Raw genomic sequence first — 7,462 nt, 5'->3', positions numbered from 1 at the left:
GAATTCCTAAAATCAAAATTTTTTGTCCCGGCCTCTTAAATTATCCCCAAAAGCTATCTTCTTCAGCTTGATCTGAAGAGAAGAGCCAAACTTCTTTGATTTTTCCGTCTTCAATGCGGAAGAGGTCAATCCCGTTCATATTGAGTTCAGTACCATCAGCACGTGTTCCAAGAAAAGTAACATTGGCTGCGATTAAATCCTTATTGTCAGAAACCCAATTTGTTATCACCTTAAAGGTTTCATTAGTTTTCTCAGCAAATGTAGCCAGGTGAGTTCCTAGCTTGTCCTTACCAACAACTGAACCAGATATACTATGAGTACCAGGTTGATGCCAGACAATATCGTCTGCCATCGTTTCAAAGACACCAGGAAAGTCACCAGCAATTAAAGCTTGGTTATAAGTATTGAAAATTTCTAAGTTTGTTGACATATCTATTCTCCATTTCTTTTTTATGATATAATTGTAACAGTTACAAACAAAAAAACAAGTAGACACTTTTTTGATAGCTAGTATCAAAAGTAGTACTTTTATTGATACTAAAAGATAATTTTTTTTAAAAAATAGAAAGAAGATATTTTATGACAAATAAAGTGAGTGAGTATGGTATTTGTCCATTTGCGACAACGCAGAGGGTTTTAACGGGGAAATGGGCACTGGTAATCATTTATCAGTTGAGTACGGGTACCAAACGATTTAAAGAATTGCAGAGATTATTGCCTGGGATTACTCAAACTATTTTGACCCGTCATCTCCGTCAATTAGAAAAGGATAAGATTGTTCAACGAAAGGTCTATGCTGAAGTTCCACCACGAGTTGAGTACAGCTTAACCGAAATGGGGCAGGAATTCAGAGTTGTTTTAGATGCTGTCGAGAAATGGGGTCTAGATTATATCAAGTTGCTAGAAATGTAGAGGTATTGCCCATGTATCAAGAATTACTTAGGAAAATAGCAGAAGAAAAACCAAGTTATCATGAGGAAGAAATCCAATGGTTGCTTGATCATTTGGGAGATTCTTCTCCAGAAATTCGCGATGACCTTGTTTTTACAAGCTTTGCTAGAGGGATTCAGGAAGAGCTATTTACACAGGAACAATTTCATTTCATTGCTGAAGGGATTTCATCTGATGGAGGGTTAGATAAAGAGATTGATAAGGTAGGCCTGTCAACCCTTGAACGTTCTTTTAGGGCGCTTATTTATGCAAATCTCTTGTCTGCAGATGCCAACCAGCAATCGATTTTCTATCAGAGATTAAAATCAGAAATTCGTAATGTCCTTTTAAATCAAGGTTTGTATTATCTTTCAAAAGAAAAGGATACAAGGGGTTTTTCAAGTCAGTATGGTTGGGTTCATGGTTTTGCACATGGAGCCGATTTACTGACAGAGGTGGTTTGTCATCCAGACTTTCCTAAAAACAGAGTTCATGAAGTATTTGAGATACTTGGCCAACTATTTAAAAGAATTTCGCTTCGCTTTACAGATGATGAGGATTGGCGTTTAGCAAGAGTGATCTATGAACCTATTTTACAAGGTAAGTTGGAGCAAGAGAAAGTAGCTTCTTGGATAAAAACTGTTGACTTTCCGATAGAAGAAAGGGAAGATTTTTATAAATTTTCCAACTTCAGATCCTGTCTGTTGGAAGTCTATGTCCAACTTGACCAGAGAAATAGTTTACAAGATGACTTGAAAGAAGCTATCCAGTCTTTTCAATACTAGAGATTAGCTAATAGTTCTATGATTTTCAAGAAAATTTCCAGTCAATTTTCTTGAAACCCTTTCCCTCTTTTGATAGACTAGTATCTAGTTTTTGAAAAAAGGAGAAAGAAAATGAAAAAATTTGTCGCTGAGTTAATCGGTACTTTCATGCTTGTGTTCATCGGAACAGGAGCTGTTGTTTTTGGAAATGGTCTTGATGGCCTAGGTCACCTTGGAATCGCCTTTGCCTTTGGTTTAGCCATCGTGGTTGCAGCCTACTCAATCGGAACTGTTTCAGGTGCTCATTTGAACCCAGCTGTTTCTATTGCTATGTTTGTGAACAAACGTTTGTCATCAAAAGACCTTGTAAACTACATTCTTGGACAAGTAGTTGGAGCTTTTTTAGCATCTGCTTCTGTCTTCTTCCTCTTGGCGAACTCAGGGATGTCAACTGCTAGTCTTGGTGAAAATGCCTTGGCAAACGGTGTCACTGTCTTTGGCGGTTTCTTGTTTGAAGTCATCGCAACTTTCTTATTTGTTTTGGTTATCATGACCGTGACTTCAGAAAGCAAGGGAAATGGTGCGATTGCTGGTTTGGTAATCGGTTTGTCATTGATGGCTATGATTCTTGTTGGATTGAACATCACTGGACTTTCAGTAAACCCAGTTCGTAGCTTGGCACCAGCTGTCTTGGTAGGTGGAGCAGCCCTTCAACAAGTATGGATTTTCATCCTTGCGCCAATCGTTGGTGGAGTTCTTGCAGCCCTTGTTGCTAAAAACTTCCTTGGAACAGAAGAATAATTGAAACTCAAAAAGCCTTGCTCCTCAGTTTGAGGAACAGGGCTTTTTCGTATGAGTTTAACGGTTGTCAATTTTCTCTGGATAAAGGTCGTGTTGGAAGAGGCGTTGTTCTGCCAAGCCTTCATACTTAGTTCCTGGCTTACCGTAGTTGTAGTAGGGGTCGATTGAAATGCCACCGCGCGGAGTGAATTTTCCCCAAACCTCCAAATAGCGAGGGTCTAGCAAGTTGACCAAGTCTTTCCCGATGGTGTTGATACAGTTTTCGTGGAAATCTCCGTGGTTTCGGTAGCTAAAGAGGTAGAGTTTGAGGGATTTTGACTCAACACAGAGCTTGTCAGGAATGTAGGAAATATAGATAGTTGCAAAGTCTGGCTGAGCAGTGATTGGGCACAGTGAGGTAAATTCAGGACAGTTAAATTTGATGAAATAGTCATTTTCCACATGACGATTGTCAAAGGATTCGAGAACTTCTGGTTGATATTCGAAAATGTAGTTGGTTTCTTTGTTGCCTAGTAGGCTTAGGTTTTTCATTTCTTCTTGTTGTGACATGATTTTTTCTTTCTAATCTTAAACACCACGTTGATTATCGTAGAGGAGGGTATGGAGTTGAGGAAGGACGCGGACATTGCCCCAGTTATCGTCGGCAGCGATGCGTTCCCAGAGTTCTTTGAGACGGTCCAGTTGGTCTTGGACAATATTACCCGTAGCCTTGGGCTCAGGATTTCCTGCTGATAAAAAGAGAACATCTGGTTGGTAGCGTTCTTGTATTCCTCTGGCAAAGGCCAAATCTGCATCGTCAAAGACAGGAATTTTAAAGGTGACCTTATCTGGATCAAGTTGGGAAACGATAAAGTCCAAGGTCTCAAAGTTGACTTCCATCTTGGATGAAGGAGGTTTTGGACTGAGAGTGACCTGGTCGATGTCTTTTAACCAATTTTGCCAGCGGGAGCCTTGGGTCTCAACAGCCAGAGTGACACCACGTTCCTTGAGCTTAGTGACCAATTCGGCCATGTTGGCTGCTAGGATAGCAGGATTTCCCCCAGATAGGGTTACATAGTCGTAGCTCCCCAATTTATCCAAGGCAGCAATGACCTCGTCAGCAGTCATACGAGTTGGCTTTTCAGAACCATCCCAAGTAAAGGCAGAATCGCACCAGTCGCAGTGGTAGTCGCAACCAGCAGTGCGGACAAACATGGTTTTCTGCCCGATAGCACGGCCTTCGCCTTGAAAGGTTGGGCCAAAAATTTCCAAAACTGGTAGTTTGAGGACACGTTCCCTAGTCATCTAACCACTCCCGTCTAAACTCCGCAAAGGCAGTCGGAGTCTCATAGAGGCGAACGTATTCCAAACGGAGACCTCGTTCGTCTGGCAACTCTTGACTCATGGTTTGGAAAATCCAGTAAACCATATTTTCAGCAGTCGTGTTCATATAGGGAAGGGTTTCATTGAGATAGCGATGATCCAAGTGGGGCTCTAAGTAGTTCTTGTAGATCGCTTTGATATCTCCAAAATCGTAGGCCATGCCACGTTCATCTAAAAATCCACTGACAGCAATCTGCAGATGATAGGTGTGGCCGTGTAGGGATTTGCATTTTCCCTCATAGTGAAAGAGGTGGTGGGCAGCATCAAAGGTAAATTCTTTTGATACCAAGGTTCTGTGAGGATTGTAGACAAGAGACTCCCCAGTTTCCTGTTTGATTTCTTTGGGTGCAAAAAACATTAGGCCTCTCCTTTCTGTGAGAGATAAACATCTAAACCATGATGACGTAGGTGGCAGGCTGGGCAATCTCCACAGCCACTTCCGATAATTCCGTTGTAGCAGGTTAAGGTCTTTTCACGAACATAGTCAAAGGCACCGAGTTGGTCAGCTAACTCCCAAGTTTCAGCCTTGTCTAGCCACATGAGAGGTGTTTGGATAACAAAGTCGTAATCCATAGCAAGGTTGAGGGTAACATTGAGAGATTTGACAAAGACATCCCGGCAGTCAGGGTAGCCTGAGAAGTCTGTCTCGCAGACACCTGTCACGATATCTTTAATGCCTCGTTGCTTAGCAAGGACTGCCGCAAAGGATAGAAAGAGGTGGTTTCGACCATCAACAAAGGTATTGGGAACCTCTCCCTCTTTTTGCTCAATCTCCAGATCAGAAGTCAAGGCATTTTCAGTGATTTGCCCCAGCAGAGACATATCTAGGATGTGATGGCGAATCCCCTGTTCCTTAGCGATTTCTTGGGCAACTTGAATTTCAAGATGGTGGCGTTGGCCATAGGCAAAGGTGACAGCTTCGACTGTTTCATAGTGTTCTTTAGCCCAAAAGAGGCAGGTTGTAGAATCTTGACCGCCACTAAAGACGACCAAGGCAGATTGACGTTTCATAGTACTCCTTCCAAAATGGGAAATGTTCAGAGCACGCAAAAAGCTCCCTTGAGGGAGCTAAAAAATACCAAGTCAAGGTTTTTTTTAGCGATGGCGTGTCCCAAACATCGTAATATTCTATCTACAGTCTAGCATATTTTTTGAAAAATGGCAAAGGGCAAGAAAAAAGAGACCAAAGCAAGTACTTGGTCTCTCGTTTGATTAGCTCAATTCAGCAACGATGGCCTTGATTTGTTCTGCTGTGTGAACACCAGCAACTTGTTTCACTACTTGGCCGTCTTTTTTGAAGAGAAGAGTTGGGATAGACATGATTCCAAAAGCACGAGCTGTGTTTGGATTTTCATCAACGTCCATTTTAACGATTTTCAAAACATCTTCTGAAAGTTCTTCAGACAATTTGTCCAAGATTGGACCTTGCATACGACATGGACCACACCAAGTTGCCCAGAAGTCTACCAAGACCAAACCGTCTTTTGTTTCTTGTTCGAATGTTGCATCTGTAATTGCTTTTGCCATTGTATTTCTCCTTTTTTAGTTATATTGGCTTAAATCTTGTTTCATGAGATAGAAGAAGACATCTCCATAAGTCCCATGGTAGTCCAAATCATGACCGTTGTAAGTTAATTTTTGGACGGGGTAGTAGTCTGCGACGCCGATAAGGCAAGCTTGTTGTGAACGATCAAAGTCTTCATAAGATTCGAAAGTTACAGTTCTTTCATTCTTGCTGGCATCTAGATAGGTAATTTCAATCATGTTTAAAACTCCTTTGTTTAATGATGATTTTATTTTACTCCTTGTAAAAGAGAATGTCAAGAAAAATGATTGCGCACGCAACTTTTTTCTAAAATCATCTTAAATCAAGAAATCCAAACCAGTTTCCAAGCTTTCTTCGACAGCCTTTTGTAGAGAGGCCAGTGTCTTTTGCCCATCACCTGTCAGGCAGATAAAACTAGAGCGTCGATCTTGATCACAACACCTGCGACTAAGTAGACCGCAATTTTTAGCTTCCAAGCGAGCCACCATCCGAGAAACAGCGCTCGGACTCAGATGAAGTTTATCTGGCAGGTCAATCTGGCGTAGAGATTTTTCTTGGGCCAAGTCCAGATAGTAGAGCAGGTAGAACTCTTTCAAGGTCAGACTTTGCTCGCTCTGCTGGGCAATAGTCTCTTCTAAGAGACTTTCAATTTCTTTCTGACGCCGATTGAAGTCAAACCATTTTTCCAAATAGGTCATAGTATCTCCTTTCTTTTTAGAGTTGTAAATAGAAGAAAGTCCATTCACGGACAGTCTCTGCGTCACAAGATGATTGCGCATGCAATAATTATACTACTTTTCAAAAGAGCTGGCAAGAAGGACGCTGGAATATTTTATCCTAAATCATGCCTGTTTTCACAAGTCAAGAATTGTTTGTATCCCCTTTCTTCTCAAACTTTCATCAATCTTGTGCATTTCCTTGAAATTTTCTGAAAAAAGAGTAAACTGGTATGCAAGAAGTCTATTTCGTGGAGTTTAGGATGAAATTATATGTTCAATTAATGATTCTCTTTGTGATTTCTCTAATCGGAGAGGGAATCTCTAGTTTCTTTCATTTGCCTATCCCAGGCAGTATTATCGGTTTGATTATTCTCTTTCTAGCCCTACAATTCAAGTGGCTGAGAACTAGGCATGTCAACATGGTGGGGAATTTCTTGCTGGCCAATATGACCATTCTCTTTTTACCACCAGCAGTGGGAATCATGGAGAAGTTTGATGTGATTGCTCCCTATCTTTTGCCCATTGTTTTGATTGTCTTTTTTGCAGCTGTCATCAATATTATCCTCATTGCTTTGGTGGTTCAGTTTATCAAACGACGGTTTGAGGGAGATTATGAGAAAGGAGATGCCAAATGAGTGAATTTGTTTCCAATCCCCTGTTTGGGCTTGCCCTGTCTATCCTAGCTTATCTAGTGGGAATGCTGATTTACAGACGTTTTCCTCATCCATTGACAACGCCCTTGCTTTTGTCAGCTGTTTTCATTATCATCTTTCTAAAGGCGACGGGTATTTCTTACCAAGATTACTATCAAGGTGGGGTTTATCTGAACAACTTGATTGTCCCATCAACCGTGGCTCTAGGGATTCCGCTTTATAAGAGTTTTCACTTGATGAAGCACCATGCTCGGAGTATTCTCTTTGGTAGTTTGCTAGCGGTAGTGGTCAATACCTCTTTCACAGCCCTTGTAGCTAAGATTTTTGGCATGGACTTTTTCCTAGCCATTTCTCTCTTTCCCAAGTCAGTGACAACCGCCATGGCAGTGGGAATCACAGAAAAATTGCAAGGTTTGACGACTGTGACCTTGGTCGTTGTAGTGGCGACTGGGATTTTAACCAGTGTCATCGGCCCAACCCTTTTGAAGTGGTTGAAAATTGACGACCCAGTAGCTGTTGGTCTTTCCCTTGGAGGAACAGGTCATGCTGTCGGAACAGGAACAGCCTTTCGATACGGCTCTGTAGCAGGAGCTATGGGTGGTTTGGCTATCGGTGTCACCGGTATTCTCTATGTCTTTGTCAGCCCTATTGTAGCTAGTTTGATATTGAGTTAATACTCTTCGAAAA

13 protein-coding genes are annotated in these 7,462 nt (G+C 41.5%); 5 read left to right on the top strand and 8 right to left on the bottom strand.

Going from position 1 to position 7,462, the window contains the following annotated elements; genetic code table 11:
• Positions 1 to 40 precede the first annotated feature (40 nt).
• Positions 41 to 430, bottom strand: coding sequence for a nuclear transport factor 2 family protein (locus HT732_RS10015; RefSeq protein WP_173254975.1), 390 nt, complete (start codon positions 428 to 430; stop codon positions 41 to 43).
• Between the two features lie 149 nt (positions 431 to 579).
• On the opposite strand from HT732_RS10015, the gene HT732_RS10010 reads away from it, so the two are divergent.
• The 3 genes from HT732_RS10010 to HT732_RS10000 all read left to right on the top strand — a co-directional run bounded on the left by HT732_RS10010 (position 580) and on the right by HT732_RS10000 (position 2,495).
• Positions 580 to 912, top strand: coding sequence for a helix-turn-helix domain-containing protein (locus tag HT732_RS10010; RefSeq protein ID WP_000182730.1), 333 nt, complete (start codon positions 580 to 582; stop codon positions 910 to 912).
• An 11-nt stretch (positions 913 to 923) separates the two neighbouring features.
• Positions 924 to 1,715, top strand: a complete 792-nt coding sequence (locus HT732_RS10005) for a DUF2785 domain-containing protein (protein WP_173254973.1) — start codon at positions 924 to 926, stop codon at positions 1,713 to 1,715.
• 111 nt (positions 1,716 to 1,826) lie between these two features.
• Positions 1,827 to 2,495 carry an MIP/aquaporin family protein gene (locus tag HT732_RS10000; RefSeq protein ID WP_173254971.1) on the top strand — a complete coding sequence of 223 codons (669 nt, stop codon included), beginning with the start codon at positions 1,827 to 1,829 and terminating at the stop codon, positions 2,493 to 2,495.
• Positions 2,496 to 2,552: 57 nt separating this feature from the next.
• On the opposite strand, the gene queF is transcribed toward HT732_RS10000, so the two are convergent.
• The 7 genes from queF to HT732_RS09965 all read right to left on the bottom strand — a co-directional run bounded on the left by queF (position 2,553) and on the right by HT732_RS09965 (position 6,101).
• Positions 2,553 to 3,044, bottom strand: a complete 492-nt coding sequence (queF, locus tag HT732_RS09995) for a preQ(1) synthase (protein ID WP_000082587.1) — start codon at positions 3,042 to 3,044, stop codon at positions 2,553 to 2,555.
• 18 nt (positions 3,045 to 3,062) lie between these two features.
• Positions 3,063 to 3,779, bottom strand: coding sequence for a 7-carboxy-7-deazaguanine synthase QueE (gene queE, locus HT732_RS09990; protein ID WP_173254969.1), 717 nt, complete (start codon positions 3,777 to 3,779; stop codon positions 3,063 to 3,065).
• Entirely contained in the window at positions 3,772 to 4,215 is a 444-nt protein-coding gene (queD, locus tag HT732_RS09985; RefSeq protein WP_000464568.1) for a 6-carboxytetrahydropterin synthase QueD, read from the bottom strand. Before queD ends, queE begins: the two co-directional genes overlap by 8 nt.
• Positions 4,215 to 4,868 carry a 7-cyano-7-deazaguanine synthase QueC gene (gene queC / locus HT732_RS09980; RefSeq protein ID WP_173254967.1) on the bottom strand — a complete coding sequence of 218 codons (654 nt, stop codon included), beginning with the start codon at positions 4,866 to 4,868 and terminating at the stop codon, positions 4,215 to 4,217. Before queC ends, queD begins: the two co-directional genes overlap by 1 nt.
• Positions 4,869 to 5,069: 201 nt before the next feature.
• Positions 5,070 to 5,384, bottom strand: a complete 315-nt coding sequence (gene trxA, locus HT732_RS09975) for a thioredoxin (protein ID WP_001029581.1) — start codon at positions 5,382 to 5,384, stop codon at positions 5,070 to 5,072.
• A gap of 15 nt (positions 5,385 to 5,399) precedes the next feature.
• Positions 5,400 to 5,621 carry a DUF4649 family protein gene (locus HT732_RS09970; protein ID WP_000570256.1) on the bottom strand — a complete coding sequence of 74 codons (222 nt, stop codon included), beginning with the start codon at positions 5,619 to 5,621 and terminating at the stop codon, positions 5,400 to 5,402.
• Positions 5,622 to 5,720: 99 nt separating this feature from the next.
• Positions 5,721 to 6,101: a MarR family transcriptional regulator gene (locus HT732_RS09965; RefSeq protein ID WP_045611106.1), complete on the bottom strand. Its 381-nt coding sequence runs from the start codon at positions 6,099 to 6,101 to the stop codon at positions 5,721 to 5,723.
• A gap of 281 nt (positions 6,102 to 6,382) precedes the next feature.
• On the opposite strand from HT732_RS09965, the gene HT732_RS09960 reads away from it, so the two are divergent.
• Complete coding sequence (locus tag HT732_RS09960) at positions 6,383 to 6,757, top strand: CidA/LrgA family protein (RefSeq protein ID WP_000781325.1); 375 nt, start codon at positions 6,383 to 6,385, stop codon at positions 6,755 to 6,757.
• Positions 6,754 to 7,449, top strand: coding sequence for an LrgB family protein (locus HT732_RS09955; RefSeq protein WP_001288946.1), 696 nt, complete (start codon positions 6,754 to 6,756; stop codon positions 7,447 to 7,449). Before HT732_RS09960 ends, HT732_RS09955 begins: the two co-directional genes overlap by 4 nt.
• The last annotated feature ends 13 nt before the right edge of the window (positions 7,450 to 7,462 follow it).

This window comes from Streptococcus sp. 5346, assembly GCF_013277455.1.
GTDB lineage: Bacteria > Bacillota > Bacilli > Lactobacillales > Streptococcaceae > Streptococcus.
This window is presented reverse-complemented; position numbering and strand designations above follow the sequence as displayed.

Coding starts and splice junctions, on each gene's coding strand:
- queF (WP_000082587.1), bottom strand. CDS start 3,044: ATGTCACAACAAGAAGAAATGAAAAACCTAAGCCTACTAGGCAACAAA.
- HT732_RS09965 (WP_045611106.1), bottom strand. CDS start 6,101: ATGACCTATTTGGAAAAATGGTTTGACTTCAATCGGCGTCAGAAAGAA.
- HT732_RS09960 (WP_000781325.1), top strand. CDS start 6,383: ATGAAATTATATGTTCAATTAATGATTCTCTTTGTGATTTCTCTAATC.
- queC (WP_173254967.1), bottom strand. CDS start 4,868: ATGAAACGTCAATCTGCCTTGGTCGTCTTTAGTGGCGGTCAAGATTCT.
- HT732_RS10005 (WP_173254973.1), top strand. CDS start 924: ATGTATCAAGAATTACTTAGGAAAATAGCAGAAGAAAAACCAAGTTAT.
- HT732_RS09970 (WP_000570256.1), bottom strand. CDS start 5,621: ATGATTGAAATTACCTATCTAGATGCCAGCAAGAATGAAAGAACTGTA.
- HT732_RS10000 (WP_173254971.1), top strand. CDS start 1,827: ATGAAAAAATTTGTCGCTGAGTTAATCGGTACTTTCATGCTTGTGTTC.
- queD (WP_000464568.1), bottom strand. CDS start 4,215: ATGTTTTTTGCACCCAAAGAAATCAAACAGGAAACTGGGGAGTCTCTT.
- trxA (WP_001029581.1), bottom strand. CDS start 5,384: ATGGCAAAAGCAATTACAGATGCAACATTCGAACAAGAAACAAAAGAC.
- HT732_RS09955 (WP_001288946.1), top strand. CDS start 6,754: ATGAGTGAATTTGTTTCCAATCCCCTGTTTGGGCTTGCCCTGTCTATC.
- queE (WP_173254969.1), bottom strand. CDS start 3,779: ATGACTAGGGAACGTGTCCTCAAACTACCAGTTTTGGAAATTTTTGGC.
- HT732_RS10015 (WP_173254975.1), bottom strand. CDS start 430: ATGTCAACAAACTTAGAAATTTTCAATACTTATAACCAAGCTTTAATT.
- HT732_RS10010 (WP_000182730.1), top strand. CDS start 580: ATGACAAATAAAGTGAGTGAGTATGGTATTTGTCCATTTGCGACAACG.